This window comes from Streptomyces sp. NPDC006512, from assembly GCF_040611935.1.
Lineage (GTDB): Bacteria > Actinomycetota > Actinomycetes > Streptomycetales > Streptomycetaceae > Streptomyces.
Window position 1 is genome coordinate 119,536 of the sequence record NZ_JBEXPG010000020.1, and the last position, 15,263, is coordinate 134,798.

The window sequence follows — 15,263 nt, forward strand, 5'->3', positions numbered from 1 at the left end:
CGGGTTCACGAGCGGACCATGCGGGCGATGGCGCGGGACGCTTCGTCGACCTTGTCGCGGGCCCCGTCGCCGCCTTCGGCGACGGCGGCCGCCACGCAGGAGTTGAGGTGGTCCTCCAGTACGGCCAGCCCGAAGGACCGCAGGGCTTCGGTGGCGGCGCTGAGCCGGGTGAGGACGTCGATGCAGTAGGTCTCCTCCTCGACCATGCGTTGCAGGGCGCGCACGTGGTCTTCGAGGCGGCGCAGGCGCTTGAGGACGTCGTCCTTGTGTGCGGTGTATCCGTGCACGGCGATCCCTTTCCTCCGTCGGAGCCGGCCGCCCGGCGGACCGCGGTCAGTGGGAGTGGGCGCCGGATTCGGACGAAGGGGTGCCGGCGGGGGTGCCCGCGGGGCTGCCGGCGGCCGGGCTCGCGGGAGAGTCCGCGGCCGGGGCCGCCCCGCCTCCCGCGTTCACCGTGAAGGCTGCCGTGCGGACCTTGCCCTCGTGCTGGAAGTCGAGGAAGAGCCGGTAGGAGCCGGCGCTCGGGGCGGTCGCCGTGAAGGAGACGTCGGGGCCGGGGCCGCCCTCGTTGGGGTGGACGTGGAGGTAGGCCAGGTCTCCGTCGCGGAGGGCGACGAGGTGGCCGTACGCCCCGAGGTACGGTTCGAGGTCCGTGACGGGCTTGCCGTCCTTGCTGACCGTGAGCTTGAGTTCGCCCGCCTTGCCCGGGTCGAGGGTTCCGCCCAGCGCGACCCGGTACCCGTCCACGTCCGCGGTGTTCGCGGCCGGGGGCAGCGGGTTGGGTGCGTACGCCCCGGGGACCGAGAGGTCCGCGCCGAGGGTGACGCCCTTCGCGCCCTCCGCCGCCGGGGCGAAGTCGGCGAAGGCCTTGTAGCCGCCCGCCGCCGGCAGGTCGACCGGCGTCGACCAGGTGCCGTCGGCGGCCCGTACCGGGTGGAGGTGGCGGTACACGGTGAGGTCGCGCGAGGCGACGATGAAGTGCAGTTCCTTGCCGTGTTCGGTCTTGAAGGCGGTGACCTTGCGGCCCGAGGCGTCCTTGATCGAGAACCTGAGCTCGCCGACGCCCCCTTCGACGCGCGGTGTGTCGAGGCTCAGCGCGTAGCCGCCCTCGGACACCTGGAGCCCGCCGGCGGCCGGGGCCTGGGCGGCCTCCTCGTGCCCGCCGTGTCCGGCGTCGGCGCCGGCCGGCGCCTGGGCGGCCGCGTGGCCTCCGTGTCCCGCCTTGGCGGGTGAGCCCACGGGGCCGACGCCCGCTCCGACCCCGTACGCGGCCCCGAAGGCCGCCGCGAGCGCGGCGGCAAAGGTGGCGGTCTTCACTCCGGTGTTCATGGCTGCTCTCCCGTACGACGTAGTGCCGCGTCCAGCGGTTCCGTGACTTCACCATACCCCCGGGGGGTATCAAGTCAAGCCGTGGGATCCCTTGCGGGACGATACCGCCGGGGGGTATACCTAAGAGCGGTCCTGGATACCCCCACCGGGTATCCGGACACCCTCTGAACCGATCAAGGAGAGTTCCATGTCTTCCTGCTGCACCCCCGACGGCAGCTGCGGCACGAACGCCGGAGCGGCCGCGACCGCGACGGCCCTCGTCGACACCACCGCCACCGTCTACCGCGTGTCCGGCATGAGCTGCGGACACTGCAGGACCGCCATCACCGCGTCGGTCGGCGCGCTCGACGGGGTCCTCTCCGTGGACGTGGACGTGGACGGCGGCCTGGTCACCGTGAAGACGGCCGGCGCCCCCGACGACGCCGCGATCGGCGCCGCGATCGACGACGCCGGCTACGAGCTGACCGGCCGGGCCTGACGCTCCGCCCGGCCCCCGACCCACCCGGCCGCCGGGACCCGGTCCGTCCACCGGGCCCCGGCCCCCACCCCGCGCTCGAACGAGGAGCAGCCCTCATGACCACCATCACTCCCGGCGCCGCCCAGGTCGAGCTCGCCATCGGCGGCATGACCTGCGCCTCGTGCGCGGCCCGCATCGAGAAGAAGCTCAACCGCATGGACGGCGTCGAGGCCACCGTCAACTACGCCACCGAGAAGGCGAAGGTCACCTTCGACGCCGACATCTCCGTCGCGGACCTGATCGCCACCGTCGAGGCCACCGGCTACACCGCGCAGGAGCCGGCTCCGCCCCGTACCGAGGGCGCGTCCGGCGCCGGCGGGGCCGATGCCGAAGAGGCGGACGAGCTGCTCCCGCTGCGGCAGCGCCTGGTCACCGCCGTCTCCCTCGCCGTGCCCGTCATCGCGATGGCCATGGTTCCGGCGCTCCAGATCGACTACTGGCAGTGGCTGTCGCTGACGCTGGCCGCGCCGGTCGTCACGTACGCCGCCTGGCCGTTCCACCGCGCCGCCTGGACCAACGCCAAGCACGGCGCGGCCACGATGGACACGCTGATCTCCGTGGGCACGACCGCCGCCTTCCTGTGGTCGCTGTGGGCCCTGTTCTTCGGCACCGCGGGCACCCCCGGCATGACCCACGCCTTCGAGTTCACCATCGCCCGCACCGACGGCGCCGGGAACATCTACCTGGAGGCGGCGGCCGGGGTCACCGCCTTCATCCTGGCCGGCCGCTACTTCGAGGCCCGCTCCAAGCGCAAGGCCGGCGCCGCCCTCAAGGCACTGCTGGAACTGGGCGCCAAGGAGGTCACGGTGCTGCGCGGCGGCAGCGAAGTCACCGTCCCGACGGCCGACTTGCAGGTCGGGGACCGCTTCCTGGTCCGGCCCGGCGAGAAGATCGCCACCGACGGCACCGTCGTCGAGGGCTCCTCCGCCGTGGACGCCTCCATGCTCACCGGCGAGTCCGTCCCGGTCGAGGTCTCCCTCGGGGACGCCGTCACCGGAGCCACCCTCAACGCCGGCGGCCGCCTGGTCGTCGAGGCCACCCGGGTCGGCGCCGACACCCAACTGGCCCGGATGGCCAAGCTGGTGGAGGACGCCCAGAACGGCAAGGCCGCCGCGCAGCGCCTCGCCGACAAGATCTCCGCGGTGTTCGTCCCGGTCGTCATCGGCCTCGCCCTGGCCACGCTCGGGTTCTGGCTCGGCACCGGCTCCGGCCTGGCCGCGGCCTTCACCGCCGCCGTCGCCGTACTGATCATCGCCTGCCCCTGCGCCCTCGGACTGGCCACCCCGACCGCCCTCATGGTCGGCACCGGCCGCGGCGCGCAGCTCGGCATCCTGATCAAGGGCCCCGAGGTACTGGAGACCACGCGCAAGGTCGACACCATCGTCCTGGACAAGACCGGCACCGTCACCACCGGCCGGATGACCCTGCTCCGGGTGCACACCGCGCAGGGCGTGGACGAGAACGACGTACTGCGCCTGGCCGGTGCGCTGGAGCACGCCTCGGAGCACCCGATCGCCCAGGCCGTGGCGGCCGGCGCGGCCGCGAGGGTCGGCGCCCTGCCGGCCCCCGAGGACTTCGCCAACGTGCCCGGGCTCGGCGTGCAGGGCGTCGTCGACGGACACGCGCTCCTCGTCGGCCGCGAGAAGCTGCTCGCCGAGTGGGCGATGGCCCTGCCCACGCACCTGGAGCGGGCGAAGGCCGAGGCCGAGGCCGCCGGGCGCACCGCCATCGCCGTCGCCTGGGACGGGGAGGCGCGGGCCGTCCTGGAGGTCGCGGACGCGGTCAAGGACACCAGCGCCGAGGCGATCCGCCGGCTGCGCGCCCTGGGCCTCACGCCGATCCTGCTGACCGGCGACAACAAGGCCGTCGCGGAGTCCGTCGCGGCCGAGGTCGGCATCGACGAGGTCATCGCCGAGGTGATGCCGCAGGACAAGGTCGACGTCGTCAAGCGGCTCCAGTCCGAGGGACGCAGCGTCGCGATGGTCGGCGACGGGGTCAACGACGCGGCCGCGCTCGCCCAGGCCGACCTGGGCCTGGCCATGGGCACGGGCACCGACGCGGCCATCGAGGCCGGCGACCTGACGCTCGTACGGGGCGACCTGCGGGCGGCGGCCGACGCCATCCGGCTCGCCCGCAAGACGCTCGGCACCATCCGCTCGAACCTGTTCTGGGCGTTCGCGTACAACGTGGCCGCCCTGCCGCTCGCCGCGGCGGGACTGCTCAACCCGATGATCGCGGGAGCGGCCATGGCCTTCTCCTCGGTGTTCGTCGTCGGCAACAGCCTGCGTCTGCGCGGCTTCCGGGCCGCCACCAACTGAGGAGCTCCCGTGGCCGGTTACGCAGAACACAAGGAAGACGTCATCAGACGCCTGCGGCGGATCGAGGGACAGGTCCGCGGGGTGCAGCGGATGGTCACCGAGGACGCCTACTGCATCGACGTGCTCACCCAGGTGTCCGCGGTCAACGCGGCGCTCCGGTCCTGCGCCGTGACCCTGCTCGACGACCACCTCGGCTCCTGCGTCACCGAGGCCGTCGCACAGGGCGGGGACGGTGCGCGGGTGAAGGTCGGCGAGGCCACCGAGGCCATCGCCCGGCTCATCCGTACGTAACCCCACCCGTCCCGTCAACCACCCCTCCACACCGCGCAGTTCGTGGAGGGGCGGCCGGCGTTCCCGGACCGGCGCCGGGCCGGCGTACCAGGCGGGGGTATGCGCCCGCCGCGGGGGCTGGCCGTACCATGAGCCGCTCGCGAGCGGGAGGGGCCGAGAGGGATGCGCGTACGCCGGCTGGGAGAGCTGGAGGCCGAGATCATGGACCGGGTGTGGCAGTGGGAACGCCCCGCCTCCGTCCGCGAGATCGTCGACGACATAAACCGGGGCCGCAAGGTCGCCTACACCACCGTCATGACCGTGGCCGACATCCTGTACCGCAAGGGCTGGCTGAGCCGCGAGAAGTCCGGCCGGGCCTGGATCTACCAGGCGGTCCGCAGCCGCGAGGAGTACACCGCGGCGCTCATGCAGGACGCCCTCGGCGACAGCCAGGACCGCAGGGCCACCTTGCTCCGGTTCGTGGAGCGCATGTCCCACGAGGACGTCGAGGCGCTGGACGACGCCCTGCGCGCCGCCCGGCCCGACCGCCCCGCCGGCCCCACCGGAGGCGGCCGGTGAACCACCACGTCCTGCCGCCCCTCGGACTCGTCCTGGTCACGGGCCTGCTGATCCCCTGGATGCTGCTCCGCGCCCGCTGGGCCCAGCAGGTGCCCCGGCTGGGCCTGGCCGTGTGGATCGCGTGCGGGGCCGTCTTCGCGCTGTCGACGGCGATCCTGCCCGCGCAGCTGCTGCTCCCCGCGGAGACCAGTCACCGGCTGATCGACGCGGCCCTGACCCTCAGCCCGCCCTCGCCGCGCCGGCTGGCGGACGGGACGGCGCGCGAGCTCCTCGCCGCCGCGTCGGCACTCGCGGTACTGGCGCTGCCCGGCACCGGTTTCGTACGGGAGCTCGTGCGGGCGCGCCGGGCCCGCGGCCGGCACGCCGAACTGCTGCGGCTGGTCGGCCGGTACGACGCGGAGCTCGGCGTGACGGTACTGGACGACGCGCGGCCCGCGGTGTACTGCCTGCCGGGGCGTTCGCGCCGGGTCGTGATCTCCTCGGGGGCGGCGGAGGTCCTCTCGGAACAGGAGCTGGCCGCCGCCCTCGCGCACGAGCGGGCCCACATCGCCGGCCGGCACCACCTGCTGGTCGCCGCGGCCGGGGCGTACTCGACCGTCTTCCGCCGGCTGCCGCTGGCCCGGATCGGCGGGCAGGCCGTGCCGCTGCTCCTGGAGATGGCAGCCGACGACCGGGCGCTGCGCGGCTGTTCCCGGGACTCGCTGGCCACGGCCCTCTACGCGCTGGCGGCCGGACGCGCGCCCCGCCGGGCGTTCGCGGCGGGCGGCCCGTCGGCGGCGGTGCGGATGCACCGCATCCTGACCCCGCACCGGGTGGGGCACGCGGTGCTGCGCGGGCTGCTCGCGGTGACCGCGGCGGTGTCGGTGATCGTTCCCACGATCGTCGCCTGTTGTTGGACGTGATAGCGGCTCCCCTCAACCCGGCTATTTACTAAGCCAATTCGTAGATTTCGCCTCGCCCCCGACCACTCGAATTGCCCGCTATTCTGGGCGCGTGCGGGCTCAGGACCGGTACGGCGAGAGGTGCGGAACAAATGCTGCTGGCTGACGTGCGGACGGCAGCGCCCGGTGACGCGACGGCGATATCCCGGCTCCTCGCCGAGGCGATTCGCGGGGACTACGGCGACCTCCTCGGTGAAATCCGTGCCCGCCGGCTGGTGTCGGACCATTGCGCCCTGCCCCGCATAAGAGCGGAAATTGAAATTCCCGGCGGGGCGCCGGGCTGGCTCGGCTGGCTGGTGGCGGCCGACGCGGCCGGCGCCGTCGTCGGAGCCGTCTCGGGCGGCGTCCCCGTCGCGTCCGAAGGCGAGATCTACGCCCTGTGCGCGGCTCCGGCCCACCGCCGGCAGGGCATCGGCACGGCGCTGCTGGCGGCGGCCACCGGACGGATGCGGGAGCACGGGGCGACGTCCCAGCGGATCGGGCTGCCCGTGGAACAGGCCCCGGCCCTGCCGTTCTTCACCCATCACGGGTTCACCGCGCTCACGCCGGTCCGCCTCGGCCGCACGTTCTGACGGCTGCACGTTCTGACAGCTGCACGTTCTGACGGCCCCGCACGTTCCGACAGCTGCACGCTCTGACGGCTGCACGTTCTGACGGCCGCCCGCCTGCGACGGCTGCCCGCCCCGGTCGTCGGCCCGCCGTCCTTCCTCCACCCTGCGGGCGTGGCAGATCCACGCCATCGCGTGTTCACGCAGCCCGCCGCTCTGGCCCGGACCCCGCGCCGCAGGACAGGATTTCACCAGCGGCGCGGTCCCGGCGGCACGGGAACCCCGCCCGGACGGCCGGACCGAGCGAGCCCCTGGAGGAGCGATGCACACACCGAGCGGCACTTCCCTGACCGTCATGCCGGTCGTGCCCGCCGCGCCCGCACCGGTCCCGCCGTTCCCGTACGCGGCCCCCGGCGTCCCGCCCTGCGGCGGCAGCGCCCTGCCGGCGTCCGTGGAGTTCCTGCCCGGCCTGGAGTCGGCCGCGCCGGCCGCCGAGGACGACGCGTGGCTGTACGACGCGCTGCTGGGTCCGCACAGCGCGGACATCGTCCGCTACCTGAGCCTCGCGCGGCGGTGCGGCGGCGGCCCGGTCCTGGACCTCGGCTCGGGAGCGGGCCGACTGGCCGTCCCGTTCGCCCGCCAGGGCTTCTCCGTCGAGGCCGTGGACCGGGACGCCGCCTGCCTGGAGCGGCTGCGGGCCTGGGGCCGGCGGATCGGACCCCAGGTGTCGCGGCGCCTGGTCACCACCCGGGCCGATCTCGCGGAACTGCGGTTGCGGCGGACGTACCGGCTGGCCCTGCTGGCCGGGACGACGGTCGCGGCCGTCCCGCCCGGCGCCCGCCCCGGGCTGCTGCGCGAGATCGCCGCCCACCTGGAACCGGGCGGTGCGCTCGCCCTCGACTTCACGGCGCACGGGCTGCGGGGGCTGTCGGACGAGCCGGTGCGCACCTGGGCGTTCCAGGTGCCCCGCTTCGACGGCGTCGAGGAGTGGGCCGTGGCCCGGCAGGTCTTCGACCTGGACGGCATGAGCGAGCACATCACCTACCACTGCGTCCGCACCGGCAAGCTGAGCACCGAGCGCGTCGTGCGGAGCACCCGCAAGTGGATCGTGGACCCCGAACGCCTCGACGCCGAACTGGAGGCGGCGGGACTGCGCGTGGAACGCCGTCGGCGCCACCGCCTGGACGAGCGGACCGAGAGCGTCCTCCTCGTGTGCCGGGCCGACGGCTGACCTCCGCCCCGCGCGGGCCGATCCGCCCTCCCCTCCCCCGTTCCACGGGGCGGACAAGAGGTACGATGCCTCCAAAGGTTTGAGCGGACCAGATGACGGATGGTGGCGCAGCGATGGCTGTCGTGGAGGAGTCGACCGGCCGCGAGGCGGTGATCCAGCGCCTCCGTGACGTGGGTCTGCGCGTGACCGGGCCGCGCCTCGAAGTGCTCCAGGTGCTGGCGGCGGGCGGGCACATGGACGTCGAGTCCATCACTGCGGCCGCCCGCGAACGGCTGGGGACCCTGACCAGCCAGGCCGTGTACGAGATGCTGCGGCACTTCCTGGAGACCGGACTGGCCGCGAAGTTCGACCGCCCCGGCCTGCCCGCCGTCTTCGAGGTCTCCGGCCCGCCGCACCAGCACGCCCTCTGCCTGCGCTGCGGCCGCGTGGAGAACGTACGGGCCGAGGTGCCCGAACCGGCGGGCGAGGAACTCCGCGCCTGGCGGATGGGCGACGCGGAGATCACCTTCAAGGGGCTGTGCCCGGACTGCCTGGGCGCGGCGCAGGACTGACCCGGCCCCTCACACCCCCCGGCCCCACATCGCCGCATCCGCACGGGAGTTGGGTCCGCGAGCCCTCTCCGGGCGGCCCCGGGGCGGCCCGTCCCGGCCGCCCGGAAGCAGAGTCGATCACCCCGGCCGGGCGTTGTGACGCCCGTCACATCCGTTTCCGCGGGGCGGGGACTCCCTCACCGGCATGTGCCAAAGTGTGACTGTCGATTCGTAAGACGAGGGGGTCGCTTCGCGATGGCAACGGGCGATGGCAGGGACGGCATCCAGTCGGCCGACAGGGTGCTGGCCCTCTATCAGGAGCTGCGCCTGCGCGGGGTGTCCAACCTCAACGACGTCTTCGCGGAACTGGGGCTGGCGCCCGAGGAGCGCGAGAGCCGGCGTGCGGAGCTGATGGACCTCGGTCTCATCGTGCCCACGGACAGCACGCACGCGACGCGCGCCGATCTCCAGTCGGAGGCCTGGCGGCCGGGTCCGGACGCGGTCGCCGTGGTCGACCCCGAGATCGCCCTGCTGCGGATGCTGCAACGCGAACGCGAGCGGCTGCGCGAGCACCTGGACGAGTCGGACCGGACCTACAGTGCGCTGGAGACGCTGGTCGGAAGGTTCCTGCGGCCCGGTTCGCTGAGCGGTTCCGAGGTCGAGGTGGAGATCATCGACGACTACGGGCGGATCCAGCAGGTGCTGGAGGACATCACGGACGTCATCCGGCACGACCTGACGTCCATGCACGTGACGGCCCTGGTCCGGGAGGTCGCGGACCGCGTGCTCAGCCGCGACCGCAGACAGATCGACAACGGGGTGCGCATCCGCGCCATCTACCACCAGCGGATCACCACCTCGCCGGAGGCGGTGGAGATGCTGCGCCGCCGGGTCGAGGCCGGGGTCGAGATCCGGCTGTCGCCCGCCGCCCCGATGAACATGATCATCGCCGACCAGCAGTTCGCCGTGCTGCCCGTCCACCCCGACGACCGGTCGGCCGGCGCGATCCTCGCCCGCGGGCCCGCCCTCGTGCGCTCCTACCTGGCGCTGTACGAGCACTGTTGGCACGCGGCCACACCGTACGGCGACGACGTCGCGCCGGAACTCGGCGGGGACGGGCTGTCCGAGCAGCAGCGGGCCGCGCTCAAGATGCTCGCCTCGGGCATGAAGGACGAGAAAGTCGCCCGGAATCTGGGAGTGTCCTTGCGGACGGTGAGCCGCATGCTGTCCGAACTGATGCAGGAAATGGGGGCGTCGAGCCGATTCGAGGCCGGCGTACGGGCGCAGCGGCTCGGCTGGCTGGATTGATTCACCCCACACCGACCCCGGAGGCCCCGTCCGGCATCCCCTCCGGATGACCCGCCCGAAATACCGGCGCAACACTCCGGTCGGGGCAAATTGAGAAGCCCCGCGGCCGCCGGGGGCGATCACGAGGCTCTGTCGCGGAAAGGGGCCGGGCGGTTCAGTCCCAGCCGTTGTCGTTCGACCGGGCCGACGTCCGCGCGGTGACGGTACAGGACGGGTGGGCGTGGCCGGAGCGTCCGGTGTTCCCGTGCATTCCGGTGATGTGCGCAGCGGACATGATTTCCTCCAGGAATGTGAATTGCCGATTTCGTCTCCGCGGGTCCGTGCCGCCGGCATTCCGTCGAAGACATCTCCATTGTCGTACGGCATCCGCGGCCGGGCCAGTTTCCTGTAGCGCACCTGAGGCGGATCTGGAGTCCCGGCGGGCGGGCAGGGCTGCGTGCCAATTCCGCGCATTCCGGCTGGAGTTCATGGAGACGTTACACTTGCGCTCCTTTGGTCAACCCAAAAGTGCTGCTAGTGTGGAATTCCGGCCTTCTCGACCCTCCAGGGGAGAGGCGCCGGCGAGGCAGGGGCGTGCCGCCGCTCCTGCCTCATTCGTCTCCGGGCCCGGCTTCTCCTCCCGCAGCACGTCCCGGTAGACCTCCAGGGTCCGGGTGGCCGCGGTCTGCCAGCTCATCGTCCGGGCGTGCCGCACCGCCGCCCTCCCCATCGCGGCGCCCGCCCGCGGGTGTTCCGCGAACCAGCGCAGCCACCGGGCGTACTCCAGCGGATCGTTGCCGCGGACCAGCATGCCGGTCACCCGGTCCCGTACGGCGGTGGGCAGTCCGCCGACGGCCGACGCCAGGACGGGCGTACCGCAGGCCTGCGCCTCCAGGGCGACCAGCCCGAAGGACTCGCTGCGCGAGGGCACCATCAGGACGTCCGCCGCCCGGTACCAGTCGGCCAGCTCCGCCGGCGGCACCGGCGGGTGGTGCCGCAGTACGTCGGCCACCCCCAGCTCCCGGGCCAGTTCCCAGGCGTCGCCGCGCGGCCCGGCCCCCGAGTTGCCGCCCACCACCGGGACGACGGTCCGCCGGCGCAGCGCCGGGACCTCCCTCAGGAGCTCGGCGACGGCGCGCACCATCACGTCCGGCCCCTTGAGGGGCTGGATGCGGCCCGCGTACAGGGGGACGAACGCGTCGGCCGGCATGCCGAGCCGGGCCCGCGCGGCGGCCCGGCCCCGGCCGGGGCCGAAGGTGCGCAGGTCGACACCGGGCCGGACGACCTCCGTTCTTCGCGCTTCGGCCCCGTAGAGGTTCCGCAGCGCGACGGCTTCGTCGGCGCTGTTGGCGATCAGCCGGTCTGCGGAGCCGACCACCTGGTGCTCGCCGCGGATCCGTGACTGCGGCTCGGGGGTGTCGCCGTCCGCGAGGGCCGCGTTCTTGACCCGGGCGAGGGTGTGGGCGGTGTGCACGAGCGGTACCCGCCAGCCGACGGCGGCGATGCGGCCTGCCTGCCCGGAGAGCCAGTAGTGCGAGTGGACCAGGTCGTAGCGCCGTTCCTCCTTGAGCAGTGCCAGTGAGAACGGCACCACCAGGGCGGGCATGTCCTCCTTGGGCAGGGCGGCCCGCGGGCCGGCCTCCAGGTGCCGCAGCCGGACGCCGGGGCCCAGGTCGGCCCAGCGGGGGCGGGCCTCGCCGCGGCAGCGGGTGAACAGGTCGACCTCGACGCCCAGTTCGGCGAGGGCTCGGGAGAGCTGGACCATGTAGACGTTCATGCCACCCGCGTCCCCGGTGCCGGGCTGGTGCAGCGGCGAGGTGTGGACGCTGAGCATGGCGACGCGCAGGGACACGTGGAGCTCCTACGGGGAGGGGCCGCGCGTACCCTCGCGCGCCGTGCGACCGGCGCGGGGTCACGCGGCGAAGGGAGGTTTCTGTCGTCTTGCCGTCTTGCGGTGGTGCCGTGAGCCGTGGTGCCGTCCGGTCGGACGGCGGGGTCAGAAGCCGAACACCGGTCCCGAGGGCGGCGCCAGCCGGGTGCCGGGGGCGGGCGGGGCGAGCACCTCGGCGGAAACCGGCCCTCCCGGCGGCACCCGCAGGGCGGCGGCCAGCCGGTCCGCGCCCTCGGGCATCACGGGCCGCGCCCAGGCGCCGAGCGCGCGGGCCACGGCCAGCTGCGCCGCCAGCACCGGCTCGTGCCGGCGGCCCGCGGTGGGGCGGTGTGCCTCGTGCGCGTTGACGTGGCCGAAGTCGGACGCCGACCGGACCATCTCGTCGAGGAGGGCGACCGCCCTGCGCGGGTCGAACGCCTCGGGCGAATAGGCCTCGCGCAGGTCTTCCACCCCGCGCAGGAGCCGCCGCTCCAGCACCTCCCAGCCGGTGCCGCCGGGCAGCGCCGCCGGAACCAGTCCCGCGCACTCGTCCCGCACGGCGGTGAACAGCCGCGACAGCCAGTGGTTCCAGCTCTCGTCCAGCTCCCGGCGGGCGGCGGCGAGCCGGTCGGTGTGGAACTCCGTCCGGGGGGCCACGGGCCGGGCCTGGAGGACGTGCCGGCGCAGCGTGTCCGAGCCGTACTCGGTGATCAGGTCCAGCGCCCAGGCCTTCTGGCCCGAACCCCAGACGAGCGCCTCGTCGTCGATGACGTACGCCTCGTTGACGCAGAAGCGCTGCGGCAGCTCGACCCCCTGGGCGAAGAGCAGCACCGGCAGCAGGACGGCGTGACAGAAGGCGTGGCCGAAGCCGCAGAAGTGGATGGCCCGTTCGGGCAACGGACGGTCGCCGTGGCCGAAGAGCTGCATCGCGGCCGCCTCGAAGCAGCCGTCGATGCGGTGCTCGGGGAAACCGTCGACGGGGACGGGGAGCCCCCATCCGGCGGGGTGGGAGACCGCGATGTCCGGCAGCCCGTCCTCGGCGAGCGACTCGCACAGCGCGGCCAGGCGCGGCGGGAGGCCGGTGGCGGCCCAGTAGGCGGCGAGGGCCTCGCGGTGGGGCTCCAGGGGGATGTAGAGGCGCCGGCAGCGCCGGGGTGCGGCCGGGGAGCCGCACTGGACGCAGCGCGGCTCCAGCAGGTCGCCGCCGTCGTTGGGGCGGGCGCACTCGTGGCACATGCCGCCGTCGCTGGCGGCCGAGCAGTGCGGGCAGGAGCCGGTGACGTGCGCTCCGTGGAGCCAGCGCCCGCAGGGTTCGCAGTACGGCGTCAGGCGGGTGCGGGCGGCGATGACGCCTTCCGCGTGGAGCCGCCGGAAGAGGTCGGCCAGCCAGCGGCCGTAGCCCTTGTCCTGGCGCGGGCGCACGATGTGGTCGAACTCGACGCCCGAGCGCAGCCAGTCGGCGGTGATCGCTTCCCGGTAGCCCTCGGCGACCTCCTCCGGCTTGCGGCCGGCGCGGAGCGCCCGCACGTGGACGGAGCTGGTGTGGTCGGCGGTACCGGTGGTGAACAGGACGGGTTCGCCCTCGGCCCGCAGGTACCGGGACAGCACGTCCGCCGCGACGTAAGGTCCCGCGAGATGGCCGACGTGAAGTTCGCCGTGGGTGGCCGGCGGGGTCGCGGTGATCCATACGGGGGTGCTCATGGGACCTCCTTGACGCTGTGGTGCGAAGTACGCAGCGAGGCTCGAAACGGAAGGGGCGGACGCCCTCCCCGCTCCGCGCTCCGGCGGGAGGGGAAGGGGAGAACGGGGTGCCCATACAAAGCCTGACAGAGAAACGAACCGTACGGTCTGGTTCGGGCTTGCGCGTTCACGCCGTTGCGTGGAAACGCCAGGAAGGCGGGGCCGTGGCGTAGAGATGACATGTCGCGAGTACGCCAGAGGGGCCGCCTTGCGGCCCGCCGCCGCGCCCAACACGCTGATCTCATGGATCACTTCGCGACCGACCGCACAGACCTCAGCGCCCCGGAATCCCTGCTGGTCGTGGCCGCGCATCCGGACGACATCGAGTTCTGCGTCAGCGGGACGGTCATGCGGTGGATCGCGCAGGGCACGACGCGGGTGACGTACTGCATCGTCACGGACGGCGGCGCCGGCGGCTACGACGAGATGCTGCCGCGCCAGGCCATGGGCGACCTCCGCCGCGCAGAACAGGTCCACTCGGCCAAGCGCAGCGGCGTCGACGACGTCCGCTTCCTCGGCTACCCCGACAGCTACGTCGAGTCGAGCGTGGAGCTGCGCCGCGACCTGTGCCGGGTGATCCGGGAGGTCCGCCCGCAACGCGCGATCATCCCGAGCCCGGAGATCAACTGGGCGCGGATCGCCGACCTGCACCCCGACCACCGTGCGGTGGGAGACGCCGCCCTGCGCGCCGTCTATCCCGAGGCCCGCAATCCGTTCGCGCACCCGTCCCTCCTCAAGGAGGAGGGCCTGGAGCCGTGGATCGTTCCGGAGCTGTGGCTGATGACGGGCCCCACGCCGAACCGGTACGTCGACGTCACCCCCGTGTTCGACCGCAAGGTGGAGGCCCTGCGCATCCACACCTCGCAGACCGCCCACTTCGACGACCTGGCGGGCCTGTTGCGGAACTGGCTCGGTGAGCACGCGCGGTCGGCGGGGCTGCCCGCGGGAAGGATGGCGGAGGCCTTCCAGGTCGTGCGCATCGACTGAGCGGACGCGCCCGCGGCCGGGCCGGGTCCGACTCCGCCGCGGTGGGCGGAACGGGACCCGGCCCGGCCGTTTTCCGGGGTCACCGGTAGATGAGCAGTTCCTCCTCGGCCGCGCCCGCCAGTTCGTAGCGGGTCGCGACCAGCGGACGGCCCGAGTAGAGGCGGATCAGCGTCGCCGCGTCCCCGCCGAACCGGGCGGGAGGCCGGCCGGGCACCGCGTTGCCGAGGACCAGCGGTCCCGCGTGCCCGTCGATGTCGGCGAGCAGGCGCGGCGTCTCCCGCCTGCGGCTGGCGGTGCGGAGCAGGGGCAGGGCGAGCGCCAGGCTGTCCCCGGCGTACGCCCCCGGCGCCCCGAACGCCTCCCGGACGTCGCCCGCGTGGATCCACTCCCCCAGTGCCACCGCGTCCAGCGTGCCGTCGCCCGCGGCGATGGCCGCGCCCGCTTCGCTGAGCCCGCGTTCCAGCTCGTCCACGATCCGGGGCACCGGCCAGTCCGCGCGCTCGGCCACGTCGGCGGCGTTGGCGGCGGGGAGGAAGACCCCTTCCTCCAGCCGGCCTTCGACGATCCGTACGAGGGCGGCCGCGCAGTGGGCGAGGACGTCCCGGGCGGTCCAGCCGGGGCACGCGGTGCGCAGCCCGTACGAGGCCTCGGGCGTGCGGCGCAACAGTGGTATCAGCGCGTCCCGTTCGGTGCGCAGCAGCAGGTCCGGTAGCCAGGGATCGCGTACTTCGTCGGCGGTCTCCACGGCGGTCAGTAGCGGTAGTGGTCGGGCTTGTACGGGCCCTCGACCTTGACGCCGATGTAGGCGGCCTGCTCGGGGCGCAGGGTGGTGAGCTTGACGCCGAGGGCGTCGAGGTGGAGTCGGGCGACCTTCTCGTCGAGGTGCTTGGGCAGCACGTAGACGTCGGTCGGGTACTCCGACGGCTTGGTGAAGAGCTCGATCTGGGCCAGGGTCTGGTCCGCGAAGGAGTTCGACATCACGAACGACGGGTGGCCGGTCGCGTTGCCCAGGTTGAGGAGGCGGCCCTCGGACAGGACGATGAGGACCTTGCCGTCGGGGAACTTCCAGGTGTGGACCTGGGGCTTGACCTCGTCCTTGACGATCCCGTCGATCTT

The 15,263-nt window shown here is 73.4% G+C and carries 16 protein-coding genes; 10 read left to right on the top strand and 6 right to left on the bottom strand.

Going from position 1 to position 15,263, the window contains the following annotated elements; all coding sequences use genetic code 11:
- Positions 1-5: 5 nt before the first annotated feature.
- Positions 6-287 carry a metal-sensitive transcriptional regulator gene (locus tag ABZZ17_RS16440; protein WP_356876442.1) on the bottom strand — a complete coding sequence of 94 codons (282 nt, stop codon included), beginning with the start codon at positions 285-287 and terminating at the stop codon, positions 6-8.
- 46 nt (positions 288-333) lie between these two features.
- Positions 334-1,329, bottom strand: coding sequence for a hypothetical protein (locus ABZZ17_RS16445; protein WP_356876444.1), 996 nt, complete (start codon positions 1,327-1,329; stop codon positions 334-336).
- Between the two features lie 187 nt (positions 1,330-1,516).
- On the opposite strand from ABZZ17_RS16445, the gene ABZZ17_RS16450 reads away from it, so the two are divergent.
- From ABZZ17_RS16450 to ABZZ17_RS16490, 9 genes are all read left to right on the top strand, one after another.
- On the top strand, positions 1,517-1,807 hold the full coding sequence (locus ABZZ17_RS16450) for a cation transporter (RefSeq protein ID WP_356876446.1): 291 nt from the start codon (positions 1,517-1,519) through the stop codon (positions 1,805-1,807).
- A 95-nt stretch (positions 1,808-1,902) separates the two neighbouring features.
- Positions 1,903-4,164, top strand: coding sequence for a heavy metal translocating P-type ATPase (locus tag ABZZ17_RS16455; protein ID WP_356876448.1), 2,262 nt, complete (start codon positions 1,903-1,905; stop codon positions 4,162-4,164).
- Positions 4,165-4,173: 9 nt separating this feature from the next.
- Entirely contained in the window at positions 4,174-4,455 is a 282-nt protein-coding gene (locus ABZZ17_RS16460; RefSeq protein ID WP_356876450.1) for a metal-sensitive transcriptional regulator, read from the top strand.
- 162 nt (positions 4,456-4,617) lie between these two features.
- Positions 4,618-5,013, top strand: coding sequence for a BlaI/MecI/CopY family transcriptional regulator (locus tag ABZZ17_RS16465; protein WP_356876452.1), 396 nt, complete (start codon positions 4,618-4,620; stop codon positions 5,011-5,013).
- The gene (locus tag ABZZ17_RS16470) at positions 5,010-5,915 is read left to right on the top strand and encodes a M56 family metallopeptidase (protein ID WP_356876454.1); all 906 of its coding nucleotides are present in this window, start codon (positions 5,010-5,012) and stop codon (positions 5,913-5,915) included. Before ABZZ17_RS16465 ends, ABZZ17_RS16470 begins: the two co-directional genes overlap by 4 nt.
- A gap of 131 nt (positions 5,916-6,046) precedes the next feature.
- A complete protein-coding gene (locus tag ABZZ17_RS16475) occupies positions 6,047-6,526 on the top strand; it encodes a GNAT family N-acetyltransferase (protein WP_356876456.1) in 480 nt (159 codons plus the stop codon).
- A gap of 298 nt (positions 6,527-6,824) precedes the next feature.
- On the top strand, positions 6,825-7,733 hold the full coding sequence (locus ABZZ17_RS16480; RefSeq protein WP_356876458.1) for a class I SAM-dependent methyltransferase: 909 nt from the start codon (positions 6,825-6,827) through the stop codon (positions 7,731-7,733).
- A gap of 113 nt (positions 7,734-7,846) precedes the next feature.
- Positions 7,847-8,284 carry a transcriptional repressor gene (locus tag ABZZ17_RS16485; protein WP_356876460.1) on the top strand — a complete coding sequence of 146 codons (438 nt, stop codon included), beginning with the start codon at positions 7,847-7,849 and terminating at the stop codon, positions 8,282-8,284.
- 234 nt (positions 8,285-8,518) lie between these two features.
- Positions 8,519-9,571: a helix-turn-helix transcriptional regulator gene (locus ABZZ17_RS16490; RefSeq protein WP_356876462.1), complete on the top strand. Its 1,053-nt coding sequence runs from the start codon at positions 8,519-8,521 to the stop codon at positions 9,569-9,571.
- A 496-nt stretch (positions 9,572-10,067) separates the two neighbouring features.
- Here the strand turns inward: ABZZ17_RS16490 and mshA are convergent, their stop codons facing one another.
- Together mshA and ABZZ17_RS16500 are read right to left on the bottom strand one after the other, a co-directional pair.
- Entirely contained in the window at positions 10,068-11,384 is a 1,317-nt protein-coding gene (gene mshA, locus ABZZ17_RS16495; protein WP_356876474.1) for a D-inositol-3-phosphate glycosyltransferase, read from the bottom strand.
- Positions 11,385-11,546: 162 nt separating this feature from the next.
- Positions 11,547-13,121: a class I tRNA ligase family protein gene (locus ABZZ17_RS16500; RefSeq protein ID WP_356876464.1), complete on the bottom strand. Its 1,575-nt coding sequence runs from the start codon at positions 13,119-13,121 to the stop codon at positions 11,547-11,549.
- A gap of 282 nt (positions 13,122-13,403) precedes the next feature.
- Here ABZZ17_RS16500 and ABZZ17_RS16505 point away from each other — a divergent pair, with 282 nt between their 5' ends.
- Complete coding sequence (locus ABZZ17_RS16505; protein ID WP_356876466.1) at positions 13,404-14,147, top strand: PIG-L deacetylase family protein; 744 nt, start codon at positions 13,404-13,406, stop codon at positions 14,145-14,147.
- Between the two features lie 79 nt (positions 14,148-14,226).
- On the opposite strand, the gene ABZZ17_RS16510 is transcribed toward ABZZ17_RS16505, so the two are convergent.
- Together ABZZ17_RS16510 and ABZZ17_RS16515 are read right to left on the bottom strand one after the other, a co-directional pair.
- Entirely contained in the window at positions 14,227-14,901 is a 675-nt protein-coding gene (locus tag ABZZ17_RS16510; protein WP_356876476.1) for a maleylpyruvate isomerase family mycothiol-dependent enzyme, read from the bottom strand.
- A partial coding sequence (locus ABZZ17_RS16515) for an adenosylhomocysteinase (RefSeq protein WP_356876468.1) occupies positions 14,898-15,263 on the bottom strand: 366 nt, incomplete at its 5' end. The genes ABZZ17_RS16510 and ABZZ17_RS16515, both read right to left, overlap by 4 nt.